Genomic DNA, 22,344 nt, shown 5'->3' with positions numbered 1-22,344 from the left:
AAGTTTGAACGACAACCCATGATCCGTTTAGTGATGCGGCGTATCCAGAGCAGATGGCGTCAGATCGTCACCGTCATACCGTTCTTCTGGTTGCTTGTATTCTTTCTGGCACCGTTCTTCATTGTCGCAAAGATAAGCTTAGCTGAGCTGGCGATTGCGAGCCCGCCATTCACAAGTTTAATTGAGTGGACAGGCGAAGGGATCATGACAATCCGCCTGGTCTTCGACAATTTTGTCTACATCTGGGAAGACAGCCTTTACTTTGACACTTACGTAAATTCACTCAAGATTTCAGCAACGTGTACGTTCTTGTGCCTCTTGTTTGGCTACCCTATTGCCTATGCAATTGTACGATCGGGGCCGGTCGCGAAGCCGCTCTTGTTGTTTGCAATCATTCTTCCGTTTTGGACGTCTTTCTTGTTGCGGGTCTATTCGTGGATGGGCTTGCTTGCGGATCAAGGCACGATCAACAACCTTCTGATAGCGCTGGGGGTGATCGATGAGCCGATCCGCATGCTTTACACGGAATTCGCCGTCTATATCGGGATCGTCTACACCTATATGCCGTTCATGATCCTGCCGCTGTACGCGAATATGGAGAAGTTGGACAACAGCCTGAACGAGGCGGCCGCTGACCTTGGTTCCAAACCAACGAACACTTTCTTCAAAATCACATTGCCTCTGACGATGCCTGGAATTGTCGCTGGTTCACTGCTGGTCTTTATCCCTGCGACCGGCGAGTACGTTATCCCCGATCTGTTAGGTGGCGGCAACGTGCAGATGATTGGGCGGGTTCTCTACAATGAGTTCTCTAGAAACAGCGATTGGCCAGTGGCCGCCGCAGTTGCGATTGTTCTGCTGTTCATACTGGTGCTGCCAATCATGGTTTTCCAGCACTACCAAGGCAAAGCAGCGGAGGAGCAATAGATGTACGCCAAACGCTCCCGTTTCTTAACCATCATGCTGACCTTGGGACTGGCATTCTTTTACATCCCAATGATCCTGTTGGTTATTTACTCATTCAACTACTCCAAGCTGGTACCGGTTTGGGGTGGATGGTCGTTGCGCTGGTACAAAGAGCTTTTTCAATCTGCGGAAGTCTGGAGTGCTGTTTCACTCAGTCTTCAGATTGCCGTTGTCAACGCTACTTTTGCCACGGCGCTTGGCACCTTGGCAGGTCTGGCTATGGTGCGCTTTGGACGGTTCAAGGGGCGGACCTTGTTTGGTGGCATGTTGGTCGCGCCCTTGGTGATGCCCGAGGTGATAACCGGATTGTCCTTGCTGGTTTTCTTCATCTCGCTGAACCAGCTGATCGGATGGCCTGCTGAGCGCGGTTTTGCGACGATTACGATCGCGCATATTACCTTTTCCATGGCCTATGTGGCGGTAACAATTCAGGCACGCTTAACCGGTGTGGGGCAAACACTGGAAGAAGCCGCCGCCGATCTTGGCGCAAAACCGTTCAAAGTTCTGACGGCCATAACGATCCCACAGCTGACGCCGGCACTAATTTCGGGATGGTTGCTGGCCTTCACGCTGTCTCTCGATGACTTGGTCATAGCAAGTTTTGTTACCGGCCCAGGCGCAAATACCTTGCCAATTTTGATCTTTTCGCGCATTCGACTGGGCCTCAGGCCGGACATCAACGCGCTAGCAACCATCATGATTCTTGTGATCGCTATCTGTGTCGCTATCGCAGCAATAATTATGTTCCGGCAACAGAGAGCGGATTTGTTGGACAGGCAAATGGCTGAACGAGAGGAGAGTTAAATTGGAGACGCATGAGCTTCAGAAAAAACGACGCACCGAACCTCCCGAAGTTCGTCGCTTACAGTTGATCATGGCCGCCATAGACTCGATCTCGAAACGCGGGTTTTCTGACACGACGCTTAAACACGTGACAGAAACAGCCAATCTGTCCCATGGCGTGGTGAATTATCACTTCGACAGTAAGGAAGCTTTGTATGACGCCGCGCTGGGTTTCCTTGCACAAGAACACTATGAAAATTGGCTCAAATACTATGAGGCTGCGGAACCTACAGCCGCACATCGGCTGGCTGCGATTATTCGAGCGGACTTTGACAAGAGCATTTGTACCCACAAGCGGTTGGCCGTCTGGTTTGCCTTCTGGGGGCAAGCGAAGTATCGGCCTAATTACTTGAAGATTCATAATAAATATGACAACGAAAGATATGATAGAATTTTGCACCTATGTGGTGAATTGATTGCCGACGGCGGCTACGACGATCTTGATCCAGAAAAAACAGCTCGGGCCGTAGAGGCGATGTCAGACGGGGCCTGGCTAAGTTTGATGTTGTATCCAAAAGTGGCTGATCGTCGGGAATTCAGGGATGTTTGCATGCTTTCGCTGTCGCGGTTCTTCCCAAAACACTTTCCAGTCTGAGCGAAAGCATCGAACAATATGGCTTCAGCGCTTTATTTTGTGCATGCCTGGGTCATAGAGCGGCTTTAACGAGGCTGCCGCGTCGTATTTCTCGTCTGCGATTTCGATCTGCCAATGCCCAGTTGCGACTATGTCCGCGGTCAACGGTTCGTCAATCTCGGCGAAACCAATGCCGACGGCAGCGCCGAGCGTGTGCCCATATCCGCCAACTTGAATATATCCGACTTCATTGCCGTTTAGATAAATCATCTCATTGCCGTACATGAGAGGCTCTGGGTCTTTTAGCAGGAACTGCAACATCCGGTTGTTGGGCGTGCCTTTCGCCTTGATCGTGGCGAGTGCTTCCCTGCCGATGAAGCCACCGGGTTTGTCCAATTTGACGGCAAAACCAAGCCCGGCCTCAATTGGGTTGTCCGTGTTGTCCACGTCAATTCCGAAATCACGATAAGCCTTCTCTAGCCGTAGGGAGTTGAGAGTTTGCATTCCAGCATTGCGAACACCCAGATCTCGACCTGCTTCCATAATCAGATCGTAGGTCTGAATGGCCTGAGTGGCCGGTACGTGAAGTTCCCAGCCGAGTTCGCCAATAAACGTCACGCGATAGGCCATAACTACGGCGTACCCGATGTCGATTTCACGCGCCGTCATGAAGGGAAAACCTTCGTCCGACAAATCAGCTCCGGATATTCTGCTCAATAGTTCACGCGACTTTGGGCCGTGAACGTTGATTTGGCAGCGCCCTGCGGTGATGTCTGTAATAACAACGTTCTCGTTGTCCAGGATGTGCCGTCGCATGCGCATCTCGGTATGACCCGCCGAGTTTTCTCCCACGATGACCCAGTATTTCCGATCGGATAGCCGGGTAACCGTAAGGTCAGCCTCAAACCCACCCCGTTCATTTACCCAGGCCGTGTAGACGACGCGACCGGGTTCAACATCAACGTCATTGCAGGAAAGGCGAGAGAGGAGGGCGCAGGCATCCGGTCCTTCGACGCTGAAACACGCCATTGATGTCATGTCCATTAAGATGACATCCTCGCGTGCTGCCCGGTGTTCTTCAGCGTGCCATTCAAACCAATTTTGGCGATGCCAACTGTATTTCTCGACTTTGGCCTCTTCGGGCGTCGGAGCAAACCAATCAGGTTGTTCCCAACCATTTCCTTCGCCGAAAAAGGCTCCGGCCGCTTTGAGACGGTCATAGAGCATTGAACGCTTAACGTTCCTGGCCGTTTTGTAGTTCTCATTGTGGTAGTGCTGACCAAAGAGCTTTCCCAGCAACTCAGGTGTTCTGTCGCGTCGAAAGGCCGGTGTCGCCATTTCACGGGAAAAGCGATTGACGTTGATGCCGGTAACATCGATGGGCGGCAAGCCGTCCACCATCCAATGGGCCAAAACCATTCCCGTACCCGCGCCATTCAGGATGCCAAGTGAGTTCATCCCACATGCAACCCAGAGATTGCGCAGTTCAGGCGTCGGGCCAACAAGCGGCGCAAGATCAGGCGTAAAGCTCTCAGGGCCGCAGAATAGTTTTTTGACACCGTAGTTCATGGTGTCAGGCACGCGCGAATAGGCTTTCTCCAGGTCGGGCCCAACACGTTCCCAATCTGGTTCAATCTCTCCGAATTGCCATTCATCCGGGATACCATCGAGCTTCCAAGCCGCAGCGCCGGGCTCAAAAAGCCCTAACATCATCCCGCCGACTTCTTCACGGTAATAAGTGTAGGTGGAAGGGTCTTCGAGAACGGGTAGATCGCGAGGTAGGCCCGGGATACTTTCCGTTATCAGGTAGTAGTGTTCAGCCGCCTGGAGCGGTAGATTTACACCGTGTTTTGCACCAAGTTGGCGAGACCACATGCCTCCGCAGATCACAACGTTTTCGGCTGTTATAGTATGACCGTTCGCAGTGCGGACCCCGGTCGCAGTGCCGTTCCTGGCTAAAATCTCTTCAACCCGCACACCTTCAAAGAAACGTGCGCCTCTGTTTTTGGCTCCCTTGGTCAGAGACATTGTCACGTCCACCGGGTTGGCCCGACCGTCCTCCGGAATGAGGAACGCTCCAACGACGTCTGAGAGGTCCCCTATAGGGAACATATCCTGCGCTTCTTTTACTGAGACTTCGTGGTTGTTTATCCCAAAACGCCGCATGAAGGCTGCGACGCGACGCATCTCATGCAGGCGTTCTTCATTGGTTGCAATCTGCAGATATCCAACGTCGCGGAAACCTGTGGATATACCGGTTTCCTTCTCTAGTTTCGCATAAAGGTCTCGACCGTGCGTGTAGATAGCGCACTCAGCTTCGGATTTGAGAAGGCCGGCTACTATCAGGCCGGCGGCATGCCAAGTGGTCCCTGATGTCAGTTGCCCCTGTTCCAGAACGACAACATCGGTATGGCCAAGCTTAGTCAAGTGATAGGCCGTGTTCGCGCCGATCGACCCCCCGCCAATAATCACGGTTTGGGCATGCGTCGGTAGGGTGTCAGCCATTGCGAGAAAATCCTTTTAGGCGTTCTTTTCTCCGAATACCAGTCAAATCACTTGCTGTCTACTGACTGAATGATCATTCAATTATAGCTGAATCTATGACCTGCGATTTCGCGATAAAGCTTGTCTGAGATGAGAGAAAAGGTTTCACTGCAGTGACTGACTGACAATCAGATGCGGGGGAATCCTATGTCAGACGAGATCCTATATGACCAACAGGCAATCAGCTTTCTGGAGGAGCTCTGGGGAGAGGGGTTTCTTTCACCGGGAGGCCCTGAAGAAGTTGCGCGTGTTGTTAAAGGGATTGATCTGAAAGATAAGCATATCCTTGATATCGGATGCGGATCTGGGGCCATTGCAGTGTTGATGGCACGGGAGTTCGGCGCCGCTAGAGTTACGGGGATTGATGTTGAGGCCCCGGTTTGCGCGGCTGCGAAAGAGCGAGTTGGGCAGGCGGATCTGGAGAGAAAGGTCGATATCATACAGGTCACTCCAGGTCCAATGCCATTCGAAGATGGTACTTTTGACGTAGTGTTTTCGAAGGACTCGATCATCCATATCCCCGACAAAGTAGCGATGGCTGCGGAAGCTTATCGTGTGCTCAAACCAGGCGGTTATTTCGCTGCTTCTGACTGGCTGACCAATCATGATGGTGAGATGTCACCGGAAATGGCGCACTACGTAAAGATGGAAGCCTTGGAGTTTCAGATGGCGTCGCCCTCTAAGTACCGAGCTGCTATGGAGCTGGCTGGCTTTGAAGACGTAGAGTTAGTCAACCGCAACGCTTGGTATGCTCAGATATCAGCTGATGAACTGGAGGAATTGACCGGGCCAAACCGAGCCGACTGGGAAGCTCGTCATGGTGCGGAGTTTATTGAACATCAGATCGAGATCTGGGACGCTATGCAGCCAGTGTTGAAAACCGGAGAGCATTGCCCGCATCACATCCGTGGTCGGAAACCTGCCTGATCTGACTGGAACTTTAAATGGACGCGATGACCGTTATGCGTCGTAGTCCTTGCTGACCTGCGCCATACCAGCTTCCATGATGTCGAACATTTCGTCTATCTGCGACGGAGTTATGATCAGAGGGGGCGAGAACACGGCCATGTTTCCAAATGGTCGCAAGAGGAGTCCCATCTCCTCGCACGCATCGTCCAGTTTCTGTCCAAACTTCACATGCGCTTCGTAACTCTCGACGTTCAGTCCAGGGCGACATTCTATGCACCCGAGGAGCCCGTCACCGCGCACATCCCCAACTATCGGAAACTTCTCCTTTATTTGATTTAGGCGGTCCTGGAAATGCGGTGTGACGCGTTGAACGTGTCCTAGAATGTCCTCGCGCTCCATGATTTCAATATTCTTAATGGCAGCCGCGCAGCTCACAGGGTGCCCGGAGTATGTGTAGCCGTTGTAGAAAACATCGTCGCCCGGTGCGTCTGAAATGCGTTTCATTACTGCGTCCGAGATTATGCAGGCACCTAACGGCAGATAGCCCGAGGTTAAACCTTTTGCGCAGGTAATAATGTCAGGGACGATGCCAAAGACGTCTTCTGAGGCGAACCAGTGTCCCAACCTACCAAAGCCGGTTACGACTTCATCCGAAATGTACAGAATGTCGTTTGCCCGGCAAATTTCGAGCGTGCGCTTGTGATAACCCGGAGGTGGAACGATCACGCCACCGGAACACAGGATCGGTTCCGCGATAAAGGCGGCAACACGGTCGGCGCCTACGTCAGCAATCAGGCTCTCAAGGTCAGCAACTTTGGCGTCGCACCATACATCAACTGTTATGCCTTCTGGCCGGTGGTAGGGATTCACGTCGGGCAGAAAACGCACCAGATCCTGAGCTTTTTCAAAGCTTGTTTCGAAACGTTCTTTTCCAGTGACAGTCGCGGCGAGAAAGGTTGATCCGTGGTAGCCTTTTTCCCGGCCGATCACGATCCTCTTCTCCGGTCGGCCAAGCCGATTGTTCATGAAAAGTGCGGTCCGCAGTGCGGTGTCAACGGCGGTAGACCCACCGGTCGTGAAGTGCACCGTGTTCAGATCGCCTGGTGTACGTTCCGCGATCATTCGCGCCAGAACGGCCGCGGGTTCGGTCGTAAACGACCACGGCGACGCATAGGGCATCTTCATAACCTGTTGGGAAATGGTATCGGCCATCTCTTGACGCCCGTATCCGATCTGTGTGCACCACATTCCGCCAGGGCCATCAATATATCGCTTCCCGGCAGCATCCCAGAGATAGATACCATCCGCTGTATTTACCCGCATGTACTCGTCGGACCCAAAGCCGTCGGTTCCGGCCCAAGGATGTAGGTGATGGTCGCGATCCCAAGCGACAAGGTCGCCGTCGGTTGGTGTATTATCCAGGGTGTTCACGTCTGCTTCTCCTTTAGGTGCGGGCCGGTGGCGTAGCTCGTGCGCGGGGCGGTGCGAAAAAGGCTTTGGTGACAGGAGTGAGGCGCGCCATCCTGGTGCGCCATTTGCCTTCTTGCAGAGTGTAAATCTCGGCCTTTAAGCCAGATGACCGGCCAGCATCCGGCATACGGACATGGGCCAACGCAATGCTGCGCTTGGCGGTCGGCGACCATATCCCGGATGTTATGTGCCCAACTTCTTTTTTGCGTCGATTGTAGATCAACGACCCTTCCGAGGGTTTGAATCCTTCGACATCGAAACGTAGGAGGAGGCTTCTTGGATTCTCTCGCTTGGACAGCAGCTCTCGCCGGCCATTGAAATGTCCTTTGTTGAAATCGACTAGCCGACCCAGACCAAGTTCGAAGGGTGTTTGGCCTCGGTGCAACCGTTCGGTCGCATGAACCGGTTTAAAATCCACACCTGCGGTCAGAAAACCGGCTTCGATGCGGGCCAAGTTTACAGCTTCGTATCCAATGGCGCGCAGTCCCTGATGTGTGCCACCTTTCCAAATTCTGTCCCAAAGCGCTTCTGCCTTGTCCCAGTCGCACCAGAGCTCGTAACCTAAGTCACCAGTAAAACCCGTCCGCGAGATCATGAGACTGTGTTCAATTTGAGCGAGATCGAATGGCTTCAGCTTGCTGACATCTAAACCAGCGGCTTCCAAAACTGCATAAGAGGTCGGCCCTTGCAGCGAAAGTCCAGCAACACTGTGAGTTTCGTCGACGACTGAAACGTCAAAACCCCATGCAGCGTCGAGTAGCCATGTCAGCATTTGTTCCTGACAACAAAGGCGCCAATCGTTGTCGTCAAGGTGGAAAAGAGTCCCGTCATCGATGACCATACCCTCTTCATCACACCAGACCGCGTACCCCACGCGACCAACGTTGATATTTCGGACGTCCCGTGTCACGAGGCGATTGAGCATCGCGGTCGTGTCTGGCCCGGTCAATCGGTATTTGTGCATTGGCGAGATGTCGAACAAGGATGCCTGATTTCGCAGCGCGAAGTACTCGAACTCGACACTGTCCAGAAAACCCGGGGCAGCAAAGCCGGCCCAATCGTACCAATTTTTTGCGCGATTTTGCTCTTCGAGTTTTTTGTGAAACGGCCCGGGTATCAAACCGAGTTTTGGATCGGTAAAGATGCTCATGGCTGAGCCTCCAGCGCCGCCAAGGCCGCATTGCGACCAGCGAGGCCCATGACATCGCCACCGGGATGCGTTGCTGCACCGCATTGGAACAGCCCTTTCGGCCCCATGGAGTATCTGGACATCCCGTTCGCGGGCCGAAGTGTAAGGAGCTGGTCCAAGGACATTTCTGCATGGTGCCAGTGCCCGCCGGGCGCTCCGGTTGCGCTTTCGATTTGATCCGGTGTTATGACCTGCATACCTGCAATTTGATCACCCAAGCCGGGCAGGGCGCGGCTAAGAGTTTCAACTGTAATTTCCGCAAGCTGTTCCTTTGCCTTCTTAGTCCAGCCGCCTTCAAGGTCAGATGGCGCATATTGCACTATCGTTGACAGCCAGCTTGCCCCGTCGGCTGTCTGCATTTTGAAAGCTTCAATCACAGGTGCTTTGGACATTTGACCATACTTAGCCGGATTGAACGCAGCTTCGACGTATTCCACAGAAGGAGCATAGATCAGACGTTCGTGTGCCAATTCGTCACTCAGGCTGGGCAGGGCGGAGCTATCCTTGAGCCGTAGATTGACCTTGGCCGTTGTTCCACGCGCCCGTATATTTCGCACTCGCCGCATCGTTTCGATGTCAAAGGCAGAGGGGCCGGTCATTCGGCTTGTTAGTTTTGGGGCAAGGTTGCTGAGCACATTAGGTGCGGCAATGGTTCGTCCATCGGTTGTTTCCACTCCGGAGACGGCATCGTTGTCCAACAGAATGCGGGATACTTCAGTGTCCGGCATCAGCACGCAACCCGTCTTTCGCGCAGCTTCCACCATCAAATCGGACAGCGCGGACATACCGCCTGCTGGTCGAGTGATGGTCCCTCCGTGACCCAAACGATAGATCAGATTGAACACAGTGCCCGGAGATCTTGGACCGGTGGCTGTCCCCCAGATTGCATCAGCAGCAAGCATTCCAGCCACCGGTCCTTCCGACAGGTCATCCAGGACAATGTCGTGGACATTGGATAAGACGACCTGCAGGAAACGCCGCATTTCATATTTGCCCAGCTTTTTCAGGCCGATGCCCAGTTTTGCCAGGCGCAAAAACTCATTCAGCCCACCTCGGGAGAGGATGGCTTTTTGACCCCCAGGAGGTGGAGCCTCGGCGAGTTGGCGCAAAAGGTCTCCATACGTAGTCAATTGGCGTGTCAGATCAGACCAGGCATCTGATTCCCGGTGTTTTGTCCCGTCGCTCCAATACACGCCGTCGTTCTTGAAGACGATGTGCCGCCCATCCTCAGACAGAGAGACCGTTGAGACGGGTTTGCCGGACAGGACAGGGTGTCGAAGATCTATGCCGATGTCACTCAATGCCCGCGGGCTCAGGTTATATAGCGAATGTGCAAGGGTCGGACCGCCGTCCACAGAATAAGACGCCATGCCGCCGAACCTGTCGGATTTCTCAATGATACAGACATTCTTGCCGCGTCGACCAAGGAGTGTTCCGGCGATCAGGCCGTTTACACCGCCGCCAATGACAATCGCATCAAATTGGCTCATGCGGCATACCCCTTCATTCGGCCATGCCGTGTTTCTTTCCTGAGAATAGCGCGGGCAGCGTTTGCACCTGGGGCCCCCATAACCCCACCGCCAGGATGGGCGGACGACCCGCACAGATAAAGCCCCTTGATAGGTAAATTGTACTGCGACCAACCTGGGACAGGCCGATTGAAGAAAAGCTGATCAAAAGTTAGTTCGCCTTGGAAAATGTTGCCCTCTGTCAGACCGACCTCGCGCTCAATTTCCAATGGTGAACGAACTTCCATATGAACAACGCGCTCGCGAATGTCGGGACACGCCACAGACATCTGCTCGAGTACAGTTTCTGCCAGCGCGTTGCGCTGTTTGTCGTCCCAATTCTCGGCAGATCTAACGCCGTCGACTACTAAGTCATAAGGCGCATATTGGACGAAAACCGTCATCATGTGGGCACCTGTCGGCGCCATAGTCGGATCAATCTGGCTTGGGATGAGCATGTCGATATAAGGCTTTTCCGACCAGCGTCCGACTTTCCAATCATCATAGGCCTTTTCAAGTTCAAAGAGGCTCTGCGACACATGCAAATCACCCCTGAGGAAGCTGGTGTGCTCGTGTGCTGCAGGGAAATTTGGAAAGCGGTCAAGCGCAATATTGAGCTTTGCCGAGGACCCCCGAATTTTGAAGTTTCGCACCGCCTTGGTGAAATCATCCGGCAACTCGGCCATATCTAAATGGTGCAGAATTGTGCGTTTGATATCCATATTGGAGGCAACGACAGGGGCATGAAAAACCTTGCCGTCCTCCAAAGCTACGCCTTCAACGCGTCCGTCTTTGCTGAGGATTTTCTCAATCCCCGAACCTGTGTGGATAGTACCGCCGTGATCCTTGAAAGAGGCAGCAATGGCATTCGAAATTGCACCCATCCCTCCACGCGCGAAGCCCCATGCTCCGATGCCGCCGTCAATGTCACCCATGTAGTGGTGCAGCAACACATATGCCGTTCCGGGTGAGTACACTCCGAGGCCGGTGCCGATAATGCCTGAGCCTGCCAAATGGGCCTTAATCAAGTCGTTTTCGAAATGCTCATCCAGAAAGTCACCAATGGACATTGTCCAGAATTTCAGCGTTTCACCAAGCTCCCGACTGCCCAAACCATGTGCTTTTTTTACGAGGTACGCCAGTTCGCCGAGATCGCGCGGATGGAGAGAAGCGGGGTCCGGTGCGTCCCGAAGTAAAAACGGACGGATAAAACGGCATTGCCGCATGATGGCTCGCGAATAGCGGCGATAGGCGTCGGCATCTTTTGCGGAATGACGTGCCATCTCACGCTTCAGTGCGTTGTGATCGGAATAGTAGGCGAAGTAATCCCCATCGCGCGTAAAGCTCGCGCCGCCTTCATACGGAATTACCTGAAGTCCGTATTTTGGTAGCTCAAGGTCCCTGGCAATCTCGCGCCGCAAAAGAGAGCAAACGTATGAGCAATTCGAGTATGTCCAGCCCTCGTGTAGCGACCGGCTGACTGCGGCGCCACCGATCCAGTCGTTCTTTTCGACCACCAAAACACGCATGCCAGCGCGCGCCAAATAGGCTGCAGCGGTTAATCCGTTGTGACCAGCGCCGGCCACAATCACATCGTATCTGTTCTCAACCGTCAAATTTCTCCATCCCCTTCTCTCCCGTTTACAGATCGGGTGCGCGTTCGTAAAGTTTATTTGAGCGCTCAAATAAATTTCAAGCTATTGACGCATCTTTTTTGCGCGCTGTAGATGGCTGCATTCGTAGGAGGAGCGACAATTGGTCGAAGCTGAGCGGAAACGTCCTCGCAAAGAGAGGAAGGAGAACGCAGATCGTCGTCGCCGGCAGCTGCTGGACGCAGCTTGCCGCTCAATATTGACCCATGGATTGGCAAAAACGACGCTTGCAACAGTCGCGTCTGAGGCAGAGCTTTCTCAGGGTGTTGCGGCATTTTATTTCAAATCAAAGCTAGGTCTTCTGACCGAAACTTTGCGTGACCTGTACCAGCGTTACGAAGAGCAATGGACAGCTTCTTTAGAGCGAGCAGGGGACAAGCCCGCCGAAAAGATAAGGGCTTTGATAAAAGCTGACTTCCACCCTGATGCGTGTGGTCCGGATGTCTTACCCCTTTGGTATGCATTCTGGGGCGAGCTTCGATTTCAACTGCAGTATGATGAAGTTGCCGAGCATTTTGAGACACGTCGAAGAGAGACCTTGAGGTTGATCTGGAAAGAATTGCTCTCAGCAGACGACGTTACTTCAGCAGATCAAATGGCTGAATGGATGGAGACATTAACGGATGGTTATTGGCAACGATTGCATCTCGCTCCGGAAGGCCTGAGCCGAAAGCAGGCGGAGCAAGCTGCCTGGGGATGCCTTGTTCGTTTGGTTCCAGAATTACTTGGAGATTCGGCTTAGTCAATTTCGACTGAAAGGCCCCACAATATGACGCGAGTGCGGATATCGCAGCGGCCTCGGCCATCCTGGGGCGCCATCTTAAAAGAGGCGCGTTACCTTGCGCGGCTTGCTTTTCCGATAGTCATTTCTCTTGCTGCTGCTGCTTTGATTGGTGTCGTCGACACAGTGATGGTGGCCCCGTTGGGCACACTTCCTCTGGCGGCGGTCTCAATTACGGCCTCGGTGCTGATCATTTTCTATTCAGCGCTCTACGGCTTTGTGTCTGCAATTGGTGTGCGCATGGCAGAAGCTTTTGGGAAAACAAGTGACCAAGGGCTGGCAGCAGCAACAAACGCCGGGGTTTTTGTTTCCCTAGTCGTGGGGTCAGTTGGCGCTGTTGCAATGATCTGCCTTAAGCCTGCTCTCTCTTGGATTGGGCAGCCGCCTGAAGTGGTCAGTCTAATAGGCGGGTACTGGATCGCGATGAGCCTTCTTTTGGTGCCCTTTACGATTTTCTATACTCTGAAGGCTCTTTTTGACGCCATGAACCGTCCCTGGATTGGGGTTGGTCTTGCGTTTCTTGCGGTCGGTTTCAACATCCCTTCGAACTATGTTTTGATCCACGGAGTTGGTTTCTGGCCAGGTCTGGGTCTTGTTGGCGCCGGGATTGCAAGTCTGTTGTCTCAGATAATGCCGTTGATAATGGCGCTCGTGATCATACGAGTATGGAAAAGAAAGAGAGGCCTTCTGAGAGCCGCGAGTTTCGACAGGTCCGAGGTCAAAGCGCAGCTCAAAGAAGGTTTCATTATCTCCGTTGGCTATTTGGGGGAGGGGGCCGCTTACGCAGTTGCCGGCCTTATGCTTGGTTGGTTCAGCGCCGCCGCGCTCGCCGCCCATCAAATCGTTTCGGCAGTCAGCGACGTCATTTACATGGTGCCATTAGGCGTTTCGATTGCGATTTCTATACGCGTAGCTCAAGCAATTGGTGCCGATGAAAAAGACAGGCTCAAGCCGATTGTGTTGGCTTCGTTGTTGGTTGTTGTTGGTTGGATGACCGTGGTCGTCACTGGAATTTTGTTTGGACGTGCCCCTTTGGCAAATAGCCTGTCAGATGACCAAGAGGTCGTTTCTCTCGCGATATCGATGTTCCTTGTGATTGCAGCAATGCAGATTGCAGATGGTGTGCAAGGGACAATGCTAGGCGCATTTCGGGGCATGATGGACAATCATGTTCCTGTCGCCATTACCCTGATTGCCTATTGGGTCTTTGCTTTGCCGCTTGGATATGCGCTGGGCTTTTGGCTTGGACTGGGACCCAACGGCGTTTGGATCGGATACGGCTCAGGTCTCTCATTGGCCGCTATCGCGTTGACCTATCGCTTCTTCTCCCAAAACCGCTAGGCGGCGCTGTTTGCTGGCCTTCTAAAGGCCCAACTTGTCTAAGAGTTTCAAGCGTAGGATTTCTGCTTCGACCAGAGTCTCTTTCGCAAAGGAGAAAGGCAGTGGTCTGAGGGCGGTGACAGGAAATTCCAGCTCGTCTGATTTGGTTCCAGTCGCCCATTTGGCGAGGACGCGCCCCATTGCCGTAGCGATGGCGACGCCGCGCCCATTATATCCTAATCCTGTCATAACCCCCGGAGTGAGCTCATGCAGGTGTGGATAGTGATCTCTCGTCAATGCAACAAAGCCGCCCCACTCGTATTCCCACTGAACTCCAGATAATTGGGGGAAAAGTTCAACAGAAATGCGTTTCAACCGCTCAATTTGTTTGAGAGTGGAATTGTCGTTGTATGTGCCGCGTCCTCCCATCAGAAAGCGACCTTCCGCGTCTTGCCTGAAGTATAGAAGCAAGCGTCGTGCGTCTGACAAAGCGTTGCCTTCTGGCAGAATTGACTGGCGGACATTGTCGGAAAGGGGCGACGTGGCTACTTGAACCGAGCGAACGGGCAAAACTGATTTAGCCAACCGCGGATACAGATCTCCAGAATAGGCGTTCGTGCAGATCAGCACTTTTTCTGAGATGACAGCTCCTTTGGGAGTTTCAATCCGAAAGCGACCGGCCTCTGACAAAATCTGATTGGCGGGCGTTCCACCGAAGATTTGCACGCCGTTGCGGCGACCAGCTTCGGCCAGCCCAAGTGCATAATTTAGCGGGTGCAAAACACCGCCGCGGCGATCCAGAACGCCGCCAAGGTAAGCTTCGGTCCCGGTCAGTCGCTGCATTTCGCTTTGATCAAGCCGCATCATGCCACCGCCGTGGTTGTCCCAATCCTCGGCTAGTTTGTGTAGTTCACTGAGTGTTTTGTGAGTATGCGCCGCGCGCAGCCAGCCTGGACGATTTGCGTCGCACTCAATCCCGTGCCGAGCGATTAAGTCGAACACAAGATTGGCGGCTTCACCGGCCATTCGGATCATTCTAGTCCCCCAGAGGTCACCAAATTTGGTTTTGATGCCCGTCGGTCCGTCCTTTAGGCCTACATTGATTTGACCGCCATTGCGTCCAGAAGCTCCCCAGCCCGGATGATGCGCATCGATGACAACAGGTTTGACGCCTTTCTCGGCCAGGTGAAGTGCTGCCGAAAGCCCGGTGAACCCGGCGCCAATTACGGTCACGTCAGAGTGCTGTTCGCCAACCAGTTGCGGACATTCTGATGAATAGCCTGCTGTTGCTGACCACAGGCTATTCGCAATGACTGGGTTTTCGTTTCGGATCATCTAGTGGCCTCGCGCTTGCCTTGTGGGGGGAACTGCGTAGGTTTGGCTCGTGATACTTGCCGGACAGTATGTGACGAATGCCAAGACTTTTGAACCAATTCGAATTGAAACCAACCGTCGAGCTCGATGCATTCGAGCAGGCGTGGAACGCGTTTGTCGAACACTTGATCAAGACGGACCTTGCCGCCGAAAGTACGCCTTTGTGCAGGCGCATCCCCGCAAGTGGTTACGATACCGACGAGCTGCGCAACCATACGCTTATGGCTGTTATAGAGTTCAGGGATCAATCGCAGGCAGACGCGGCTTGGGCCGCCATTGAAGGCCGCGTTGAGCCTTTGGGGGCTTTGCATCGTAGAGTTATTTCTTTGGTGCACGATCCGGTTTTCACTTTTTGGTCGGAACTCTAGATCTGCGATTGCGTACGTCCGGATGTTTTCTCATCATTTCGTCTTTTCCATTGAATGATCGTTCAATCAATGGCATCTATCGCTAAGATGTCAATCGTCCACACGCGGAGTGAGAACGGCTGTTGGGGGCAGGCAAGACAAAAGAAGTTCTTAGTAGATGGGATGTATTTTGGTGAGACAATCGCCAATCGAAAAAACAAACCCTGAGGGACGGCGGCGTACCGAGTCCAAGGAGGTGAGGAGACAACAACTCATCGATGCGACAATCGACTCGATTGCCGAAAACGGGATTGGTGGAACGACCATGTCCACAGTGACCGAGACTGCAGGTTTGTCATTGGGCATCGTCAACTTCCACTTCAAAAGTAAGCAGAACTTGCTGGAAGAAACGTTGCTGTTTCTAGCAAAGGAACACCACGAACAGTGGTTGGAAGCCTATGAAAACGCAGGTTTGTCAGCGCCTGAAAAATTGTTGGCGATCGTCGATGCGCACTTTCACCCGCAGATTTGCACGCCAAAAAAGCTAGCCGTTTGGTTTGCGTTTTTTGGAGAGGCAGGACGGCGCAAAGTCTATCGCAATCTGATCAATGATATCGATCAGGAGCGGTACGACGTAGCACTGAGACTGTGTTCAGAGATTGCTGAAGACGGTGGATACAAGGACATGCCGCCAAGGCAAGTCGCCAATATTCTGGAATCTCTCTACGACGGAATCTGGTTGGAGCTTTTGACCTATCCCGAGAACTTTCAACGTTCTGTCGCCCGGGATCACATCGCCGCCTTTCTTGCCAAGGTCTACCCGGATCACTTTCGAATGCCCGCGTTCAACAACGGTGATTGAAGCAGAATGGCTCTCAGACCGGATATTCCAGACAAGATCAGGCGGCGCATGGCGCAGCCAAAATAAGGACAAATAAATGGGCAGGGACTCTCGCTACGACATCCTTTTCGAACCAGTCCAAATCGGGCCAGTTACTGCGCCAAACCGGTTTTATCAGGTGCCACACTGTACAGGTATGGGTTGGCAATACCCACGTACTCTTGCTGCTATGCGTAAAGTGAAGGCGCAAGGAGGGTGGGGCGTCATATGCACTGAATACAACTCGATCCACCCATCATCCGACGACCTTCCGCATCCCTACGCGTCGCTTTGGGATGACAGTGATGTTCGGGCGCACGCACTGATGACGGACGCGGTGCACGAATACGGCAGCCTTGCAGGTGCTGAACTATGGTACGGAGGCGCCAACTCGAACAACTTGTTCTCCCGGTTGCCGAGCATGGACGTCGACAGCCGTCCCAATACGAAAGGGCACCCTTTTCAGACCCGTGCAATGGACAAGCAGGACATCCGGGATCTACGCCGCTGGCATCGAAAGGCCGCATTGAGGGCACGGGACGCTGGATTTGACGTTGTCTATGTCTATGCAACGCACGGATACCTGATCTCGAATTTTTTGCATCCGCGCGTGAATACGCGCGGTGACGAATATGGTGGCAACTTAGAAAATAGGGTGCGTCTCACCCGAGAATTGATTCAGGAAACCAAGGACGCCGTTGGCGACCGGTGCGCCGTGGCCGTTCGGTTCTCGGCTGACGAAGAGATCGGCGAGGATGGCCAGCCAATCTATGGTGAGCGACGAGAGATGTTTGAGATGCTCTCCGATCTTCCGGATTTGTGGGATATCAACATCGCAGATTACTCGGTTGAGATGGGTGTCTCCCGTTTTACTAAAGAAGCTGCTCTTGAACCCTATATGCATTGGGTCAAGTCCGTGACGGATAAGCCCGTCGTGACCGTTGGTCGCTTCACGTCACCTGATACCATGGTCTCGCAAGTCAGGCGGGGGATTACGGATTTCATTGGGGCTGCACGCCCCTCAATCGCTGATCCTTACCTTCCAAAGAAGATCGAAGAAGGACGCTTGTCAGCGATCCGCGAGTGTATCGGATGCAATGTTTGTTACGCCAGTGACTCGATAGGGGTACCTATTCGATGCACTCAGAACCCAACAATGGGAGAGGAGTGGCGCAAAGGCTGGCACCCTGAAATCATTCGTAAGAAATCCTCAGATGCGCGCGTCTTGATTGTCGGGGCAGGCGCTGCCGGACTGGAAGCGGCACGGGCACTTGGCGTGCGTGGGTATGATGTCCAATTGGCGGAAGCTACTCGTGAGTTGGGTGGCAGGGTCTCGCGCGAAGCGGCTCTGCCTGGAATGAGCGAGTACATTCGCGTCAAAGATTATCGCGAGCAGCAATTGATGGAGATGCCCAACGTTGAAATCTACCGTGAAAGCCCGCTGACAGTTGACGATATCTTGGCCGTCGATGCTGACCACGTTGCGATTGCAACCGGCGCGACTTGGCGAAAGGAGTATTTTGACGAAGAACGTTTCGCCCCGGTCGCAAAAGGGTCAGCCTTAGGTCGTGTCTTTACTCCCGATGACATCATGGATGGGAAAATTCCTGATGGACCAACGCTCGTTTTTGATGGTGATGGCTACTACATGGCCAGTGTTATTGCTGAAAAAATCATAAAGCAGGGACATGCCGTCACGCTGGTCACACCGTCTGACAGTGTTTCTGACTGGGCAGGAAATACGTCCGAACGTTGGCGCATACGAACGCATTTGCTTCGCTTAGGGGTCGAGATCCTGCCGTCAAAGTCGCTTAAACAATTTGATGGCGAAATCGCAGAGTTGGAGTGCGCCTATGGCGGTCCAAATTTGAATGTTCCGGTTGGCAACATAGTGATGGTTACTGCTCGGAAGGCAAATGATGGTCTCTACAGGGGATTGCTGGGGAGGGTGAGTTCTGAGGACTTGCCGTTCAGCCTTCGTCGCATAGGAGATTGCGACGCGCCGGCGATTATTGCAGCAGCGGTTTATTCAGGTCATCGATACGCCCAGGAATTGGACGAAGCAGTGGATGAGGACATTCCACTTAGACATGATCGTCTGGATGTCGAGCAGCAGCCGATTTGACTTCGCTGGGCGATCTCGGTTGTACGCACTCAAGGGAAAGCAGGAGAAATCACCCATGCCGGAAGGCTTAATTATCCGTCCGCTTGAATTGAAAGACAACGAAGATTGGCGCCGCTTATGGACGGCATATTTGGATTTCTACGAGACCTCTGTTTCAGAAGAAGTCTACGAGGTTTCGTTCAAGAGATTGTTGTCAACGGATGCAGGCGAATACAACTGTCTGATCGCTGAGTTGGACGGAAAACCGGTCGGATTGGCGCACTATCTTTACCATAGGTTCATGTGGTCGGTGGAGGATACGTGTTATTTGATGGATCTCTTCGCTGATCAGCAGGTTAGAGGAAAAGGTGTTGGTCGAGCTCTAATCGAAACTGTCTTCCAGATCGCCAAGCAGGACGGTGTTCCAACCACCTACTGGACAACTCAAGAATTTAACTATCCCGGTCGAGTTCTTTACGACAAAGTCGCTAAGAGAACGCCATTTATAGTTTATGAAAAAGATGAATAACTGGTAGCGACTTGCCAGAAAAACTCGCCTTAGCGCTGGTCTTGTCAGAAGAACTCTGCTTGAGCGGGTCAGGGTGCTCTCATAGCCTTCGCGCATAATTAAACAATCGCCATTGCAGTACTTCAAAACCAGTCCCGAGGTTTTCCGCTTGGCGGTGATGCTGTATATCCGTTTCGCGCTCTCGCTTCGGAACGTCCAAGATCTGCTGCACGAGCGAGGCATCGACGTGAGCCACGAAACCGTCCGATATTGGTGGAACAGGTTTGGTCCAATGTTTGCGGCTGAGATCCGACGGAAGCGTGTTCAGCACCTGCGCGCGTTCTCCAAATGGAAGTGGCACGTGGATGAGGTTTTTGTAAAGGTGAATGGCAAGCGGCACTATCTTTGGCGGGTTGTTGATCAAGAAGGTGAGGTGGTGGAAGCCGTTGTCACCAAACGCCGAAACAAGGCTACAGTACTGAAATTACTCAGGAATTTGATGAAGCGACACGGTAAAGCGGAAAACGTCGTCACGGATCGCTTCGCATCGTATCGGGCCACGCTCAGAGAGCTTGGTGCTACGGAAAAACAACAGACGAGCAGGTGGCTCAACAACCGCGTGGAGAATTCGCACCTGCCGTTCCGACGAAGAGAACGCGCCATGTGACGGTTCAGGCGTATGCGAAGTCTACAGAAATTCGCCTCCGTCCATTCCTCTGTCTACAACCACTTCAACCAGGAAAGATCGCTAGCCAGTCGAGACACCTTCAAGCTGACCCGCGCCGCCGCTCTTAGCGAGTGGCGTCAACTTTGTTCCGGATAGGTCTGCGGTTTCCGCAGCAAACTGAGACTGGTTCGAATTTGTCTGACAGCACCCAATATTATGATGGAGAACGGCGGCAGATCACGGCGCATCTGATCGATGGCGAAGCCAGAGTAGCAGGCAGAGTCAGTCGCCCTGTCTGTTTCACAGGTTTGTTTCCAAAAGCAGCCGCCTCCGCGCGCTGGGGTTATCGGGAAGTACCAACGCCGAATTTGCTGCGAAACGGCCCGCATAGGGACCGCTGAACAAAACCCGCTGGTCTTGGAAAGGCGCAAGGTTTAGGTTTCTTGCAAAACTGTGCCCCAATCCGGCGATCCGAAAACCGGGAGCCGCACTGGTTGGTTCCAACCAGCCTTCGACAGACAGTGATTTGAGCGGCCCCGCAGCGCCGGTAAAGCGGTCAAATTCAATTTTCTGCACGTCCATCGAGCCCTTCGTCGTATCAAAGCGTCCAAGGACCGTCGCAAACCGCCCGCTTTGCCCCAGTGTGGTTGCCCCGCTGGAAAGCTGCACACCCGAGACATAGCCACGACCTACCGTTCCCGCCACCAAATCCAAAGGGCCCGGAGCCTTAGAAATGCGACTGGCAACAACAGTATCCCCGCGCCACAAACCAGAAACAGCGACCCGGTCCCCAATGCCAAACCCCGTGATCCGCGTTTCTACGAAAACAGCGACACCGTTGACTGCCAGCGTGCCCTCGCTGGGGTCAAGCGCGGTCACCGCCCCGACAAGCGGGTAAGTCAGCTCGACTCGCCGCGCGATCACCTTGCCCGAGGCAAAACGCTCGGCCTCAACTGTCAGGCTGTCCCCCGCACGTAACTGATCAACGGACAATGGTCCAAATCGTGTCGCGACGCGGGTCTGTTCGGTGGTTTGAACCGTCTGACCGGCCAGGATCAAACTGCCAAAATCCACCAGTACACCAACAATCCCAGTGCCCCCAAGACCACCTTCGACATCGCGCTTTGTCGACTGCGCCCCCCCTGCTCCGGGCAACAGAGTTGCACACAACCCGGAAGAAATGAATGTTCTGCGATTGGGGCGACAACTGGTCATCGTAGTAAACTCACTCTTCTTCGTCTTCTCGATAAAAATAAATACCAAATCGAAAACGGTGTGTGGCCGACTTTTTTTCGTAGTCAACCTTTTGATGTGCGGCGGCCTCTTGCGCCACTTTGCGCAGCGCCTCTGCGCCGGTCTTACGGGCCTCAGCCTCAAGCGCGTCCAATGATGTTTCTGCAAGGCAGTTGAAGAATGCGGCCCTTTCGAAATGAGGCGGGGTCTCAGCCAAAAGGTTATCGACCGCGGCCTCCATATGGTCGCCAAGGTTGCGGGCAAAAAAATCGAGCTTCTGATCCAGATCTTCGGGGCCGAAAACGGCCTTGGGATTAAGCGCAAGCAAAGCGTCGTCATCGGTTACAAGACCCTGACGCTGAAGTTCGTCTAGAATAGTTCTGGGACGAATGTCGCGGTTGGTTTGGGCCGCTAGCCGATCAAACTTGGCCCGCGTCATCGGCATTGGAAGGCCCGATTCATCTGTGAGTTTCGGATCGGTCATCCAGCGTCCAACAACAGTCGCGAGTGTAGAAACGCGCCGCTGAACCGGTTTGATGTCGGACGTAACATGGGCCCGCATCGCCTTGACGTCGCGACGATGAACACCCGTCATGACGCTGACCCGACTGTCCGTCGCCTCGGGGCCCAGTTCTTCTATCGCAGTGTCCACATAGCTTTGTTTTACTAAGCGATAGAGCTGTGGCGCGGTCATCCCCTGCGCAATCAGCGCACGCGTCAAAGGGCGCAATAGCGCCTTGATCGCATGTTCGAACAGAACCGACTTGGTAAGAGAATGCTTGCCGCTCATGATGGAACACTATGGCTTCGTGTGAAAAAATTCCACGCCTCCCCTTGTCATTTTTCAGCATCGCGACATTTCGTCCGTTAACTGTGTGAAAATTACACACGCAATTTGGGCACACCCGGAGGAACACGTGATGGCGACTTACAAATTTACCGCTTTTGAGAATGCAGACCTTTTTGGGTCAGGACGCATCGAACTGAACGCGGAATTCACGTTGCCACTCAGCCCGACGGTGGAAGTTTCTGTCTCGGACAATGACGAGAACCTTTCAGGCGATGCGAGGTTCAATGAATTCGGGGATGACTTGTCTGGGCAAACCGCAACGCTGACCAGGGCCGATAGCGACGAGACCGTCGGCTACTACGGCCGGATCTACGCCGAGAACGTGTGGGAGCTTTCGGGCGACGATGGTGAGATCTACAAGCTGGTGGAAGTCGAACAACCCGGATTTTTACCTGACAATTTCACCTTTCTCGGCAACGTTCCTCCTGCAGGCACGTCTTTGACAGTTGTCAGCGCGTCGAACGTCAAAGGGGCCGGTTTGGCGTATGACGATCTTGGCGCAGGCGATATTCCCCCCAACATCGTGGACATCGCGGCCGGTTCGGATGACTTCAACATCCTTGTGATGGCGCTGCAAACGGCCGGTCTGGACGGCCTCGTGCGGGACGCCGACGACATCACCGTC

The 22,344-nt window shown here is 53.4% G+C and carries 18 protein-coding genes and 2 pseudogenes; 12 read left to right on the top strand and 8 right to left on the bottom strand.

The features are described from left to right. The first annotated feature begins 18 nt into the window (after window positions 1-18). From ACR0NO_RS21720 to ACR0NO_RS21710, 3 genes are read left to right on the top strand one after another with little or no spacing between them, the layout of a single operon-like run. Window positions 19-927, top strand: a complete 909-nt coding sequence (locus ACR0NO_RS21720) for an ABC transporter permease subunit (RefSeq protein WP_480725637.1) — start codon at window positions 19-21, stop codon at window positions 925-927. Further along, window positions 928-1,770, top strand: coding sequence for an ABC transporter permease subunit (locus ACR0NO_RS21715; RefSeq protein ID WP_170352665.1), 843 nt, complete (start codon window positions 928-930; stop codon window positions 1,768-1,770). A 1-nt stretch (window position 1,771) separates the two neighbouring features. After that, window positions 1,772-2,404 (top strand): TetR/AcrR family transcriptional regulator, encoded by a 633-nt coding sequence (locus tag ACR0NO_RS21710; protein WP_170352666.1) that lies wholly within the window; start codon window positions 1,772-1,774, stop codon window positions 2,402-2,404. Between the two features lie 24 nt (window positions 2,405-2,428). Here ACR0NO_RS21710 and ACR0NO_RS21705 read toward each other — a convergent pair whose 3' ends face one another. Further along, window positions 2,429-4,888, bottom strand: coding sequence for a GcvT family protein (locus ACR0NO_RS21705; RefSeq protein WP_480725627.1), 2,460 nt, complete (start codon window positions 4,886-4,888; stop codon window positions 2,429-2,431). A gap of 186 nt (window positions 4,889-5,074) precedes the next feature. Between ACR0NO_RS21705 and ACR0NO_RS21700 the strand changes: the two genes are divergently transcribed. Then, entirely contained in the window at window positions 5,075-5,854 is a 780-nt protein-coding gene (locus ACR0NO_RS21700; protein ID WP_480725625.1) for a class I SAM-dependent methyltransferase, read from the top strand. 33 nt (window positions 5,855-5,887) lie between these two features. Here ACR0NO_RS21700 and ACR0NO_RS21695 read toward each other — a convergent pair whose 3' ends face one another. From ACR0NO_RS21695 to ACR0NO_RS21680, 4 genes are read right to left on the bottom strand one after another with little or no spacing between them, the layout of a single operon-like run. Further along, window positions 5,888-7,267, bottom strand: coding sequence for an aminotransferase (locus tag ACR0NO_RS21695; RefSeq protein ID WP_170556619.1), 1,380 nt, complete (start codon window positions 7,265-7,267; stop codon window positions 5,888-5,890). Window positions 7,268-7,280: 13 nt separating this feature from the next. Beyond that, entirely contained in the window at window positions 7,281-8,456 is a 1,176-nt protein-coding gene (locus tag ACR0NO_RS21690) for an aminomethyl transferase family protein (protein ID WP_480725624.1), read from the bottom strand. Next, a complete protein-coding gene (locus ACR0NO_RS21685) occupies window positions 8,453-9,985 on the bottom strand; it encodes a phytoene desaturase family protein (RefSeq protein ID WP_480725622.1) in 1,533 nt (510 codons plus the stop codon). Before ACR0NO_RS21685 ends, ACR0NO_RS21690 begins: the two co-directional genes overlap by 4 nt. Next, on the bottom strand, window positions 9,982-11,619 hold the full coding sequence (locus ACR0NO_RS21680) for a phytoene desaturase family protein (protein ID WP_480725620.1): 1,638 nt from the start codon (window positions 11,617-11,619) through the stop codon (window positions 9,982-9,984). The genes ACR0NO_RS21685 and ACR0NO_RS21680 overlap by 4 nt, the downstream gene beginning before the upstream one ends. Before the next feature lie 139 nt (window positions 11,620-11,758). Between ACR0NO_RS21680 and ACR0NO_RS21675 the strand changes: the two genes are divergently transcribed. Then, window positions 11,759-12,397, top strand: a complete 639-nt coding sequence (locus ACR0NO_RS21675; RefSeq protein ID WP_480725619.1) for a TetR family transcriptional regulator C-terminal domain-containing protein — start codon at window positions 11,759-11,761, stop codon at window positions 12,395-12,397. A gap of 27 nt (window positions 12,398-12,424) precedes the next feature. After that, window positions 12,425-13,777 (top strand): MATE family efflux transporter, encoded by a 1,353-nt coding sequence (locus tag ACR0NO_RS21670; protein ID WP_480725617.1) that lies wholly within the window; start codon window positions 12,425-12,427, stop codon window positions 13,775-13,777. Between the two features lie 21 nt (window positions 13,778-13,798). On the opposite strand, the gene ACR0NO_RS21665 is transcribed toward ACR0NO_RS21670, so the two are convergent. Next, window positions 13,799-15,091 carry an NAD(P)/FAD-dependent oxidoreductase gene (locus tag ACR0NO_RS21665; RefSeq protein WP_170681684.1) on the bottom strand — a complete coding sequence of 431 codons (1,293 nt, stop codon included), beginning with the start codon at window positions 15,089-15,091 and terminating at the stop codon, window positions 13,799-13,801. Between the two features lie 104 nt (window positions 15,092-15,195). Here ACR0NO_RS21665 and ACR0NO_RS21660 point away from each other — a divergent pair, with 104 nt between their 5' ends. From ACR0NO_RS21660 to ACR0NO_RS21640, 5 genes and pseudogenes are all read left to right on the top strand, one after another. Then, complete coding sequence (locus ACR0NO_RS21660; RefSeq protein ID WP_480725615.1) at window positions 15,196-15,498, top strand: hypothetical protein; 303 nt, start codon at window positions 15,196-15,198, stop codon at window positions 15,496-15,498. A 157-nt stretch (window positions 15,499-15,655) separates the two neighbouring features. Beyond that, window positions 15,656-16,339, top strand: coding sequence for a TetR/AcrR family transcriptional regulator (locus ACR0NO_RS21655; protein ID WP_480725614.1), 684 nt, complete (start codon window positions 15,656-15,658; stop codon window positions 16,337-16,339). A gap of 76 nt (window positions 16,340-16,415) precedes the next feature. Next, window positions 16,416-18,482 carry an oxidoreductase gene (locus ACR0NO_RS21650; RefSeq protein ID WP_480725612.1) on the top strand — a complete coding sequence of 689 codons (2,067 nt, stop codon included), beginning with the start codon at window positions 16,416-16,418 and terminating at the stop codon, window positions 18,480-18,482. After that, entirely contained in the window at window positions 18,448-18,990 is a 543-nt protein-coding gene (locus ACR0NO_RS21645; RefSeq protein WP_480725611.1) for an N-acetyltransferase family protein, read from the top strand. Before ACR0NO_RS21650 ends, ACR0NO_RS21645 begins: the two co-directional genes overlap by 35 nt. Window positions 18,991-19,084: 94 nt before the next feature. Continuing rightward, window positions 19,085-19,792, top strand: a pseudogene (locus ACR0NO_RS21640) (IS6 family transposase). Between the two features lie 144 nt (window positions 19,793-19,936). On the opposite strand, the gene ACR0NO_RS21635 reads toward ACR0NO_RS21640, so the two are convergent. Further along, window positions 19,937-20,791, bottom strand: coding sequence for a DUF5666 domain-containing protein (locus ACR0NO_RS21635; protein ID WP_480725610.1), 855 nt, complete (start codon window positions 20,789-20,791; stop codon window positions 19,937-19,939). 70 nt (window positions 20,792-20,861) lie between these two features. After that, window positions 20,862-21,659, bottom strand: a complete 798-nt coding sequence (locus ACR0NO_RS21630; protein WP_480725608.1) for a DUF6502 family protein — start codon at window positions 21,657-21,659, stop codon at window positions 20,862-20,864. A 130-nt stretch (window positions 21,660-21,789) separates the two neighbouring features. Between ACR0NO_RS21630 and ACR0NO_RS21625 the strand changes: the two are divergent. Then, window positions 21,790-22,344, top strand: a pseudogene (locus tag ACR0NO_RS21625) (hypothetical protein); the annotation flags it as partial.

It is taken from the genome of Ruegeria sp. CL3, assembly GCF_056536505.1.
The sequence above is the reverse complement of the archived record's forward strand: the minus strand, read 5'-3'. Positions and strand labels throughout refer to the sequence as shown.

Bases quoted from the DNA above. Each gene is read 5' to 3' on its own strand.
- ACR0NO_RS21690 (WP_480725624.1), bottom strand. From the start codon at position 8,456: ATGAGCATCTTTACCGATCCAAAACTCGGTTTGATACCCGGGCCGTTT.
- ACR0NO_RS21670 (WP_480725617.1), top strand. From the start codon at position 12,425: ATGACGCGAGTGCGGATATCGCAGCGGCCTCGGCCATCCTGGGGCGCC.
- ACR0NO_RS21705 (WP_480725627.1), bottom strand. From the start codon at position 4,888: ATGGCTGACACCCTACCGACGCATGCCCAAACCGTGATTATTGGCGGG.
- ACR0NO_RS21630 (WP_480725608.1), bottom strand. From the start codon at position 21,659: ATGAGCGGCAAGCATTCTCTTACCAAGTCGGTTCTGTTCGAACATGCG.
- ACR0NO_RS21650 (WP_480725612.1), top strand. From the start codon at position 16,416: ATGGGCAGGGACTCTCGCTACGACATCCTTTTCGAACCAGTCCAAATC.
- ACR0NO_RS21720 (WP_480725637.1), top strand. From the start codon at position 19: ATGATCCGTTTAGTGATGCGGCGTATCCAGAGCAGATGGCGTCAGATC.
- ACR0NO_RS21700 (WP_480725625.1), top strand. From the start codon at position 5,075: ATGTCAGACGAGATCCTATATGACCAACAGGCAATCAGCTTTCTGGAG.
- ACR0NO_RS21665 (WP_170681684.1), bottom strand. From the start codon at position 15,091: ATGATCCGAAACGAAAACCCAGTCATTGCGAATAGCCTGTGGTCAGCA.
- ACR0NO_RS21655 (WP_480725614.1), top strand. From the start codon at position 15,656: ATGGGATGTATTTTGGTGAGACAATCGCCAATCGAAAAAACAAACCCT.
- ACR0NO_RS21645 (WP_480725611.1), top strand. From the start codon at position 18,448: ATGATCGTCTGGATGTCGAGCAGCAGCCGATTTGACTTCGCTGGGCGA.
- ACR0NO_RS21715 (WP_170352665.1), top strand. From the start codon at position 928: ATGTACGCCAAACGCTCCCGTTTCTTAACCATCATGCTGACCTTGGGA.
- ACR0NO_RS21685 (WP_480725622.1), bottom strand. From the start codon at position 9,985: ATGAGCCAATTTGATGCGATTGTCATTGGCGGCGGTGTAAACGGCCTG.